Annotated in this window: 1 protein-coding gene; it reads left to right on the plus strand. The window is 47.0% G+C overall.

The genetic code is table 11. The annotated features are described in order from the left end of the window. Window positions 1–236: hypothetical protein (locus SB786_RS37660; RefSeq protein ID WP_410731768.1), on the plus strand; the 236-nt coding region annotated here is incomplete at both ends.

Raw genomic sequence — 236 nt, forward strand, 5'->3', positions numbered from 1 at the left:
ATGAAACGGCGCTGGCGGAACTCCATCCGTTTGTTAATGACACCATTGCTACCGGACAGTTCGTGGCTACTCGTGAGTTGCATTTTTTCGACTTCACGCTTCTGGATAACATCACTCACGCGGACGCGAATATTCTAGATAATCCGAATAAGCATATTACCTTCATGGACCGATATATGCTTGAGGCTTTGCATGGTCTGATCTCAAGGCCCTACCGTGCCAGTGATACCAGTTAT

The organism is Burkholderia sp. SIMBA_062 (genome assembly GCF_046534765.1).
Taxonomy (GTDB): Bacteria; Pseudomonadota; Gammaproteobacteria; order Burkholderiales; family Burkholderiaceae; genus Burkholderia; species Burkholderia ambifaria.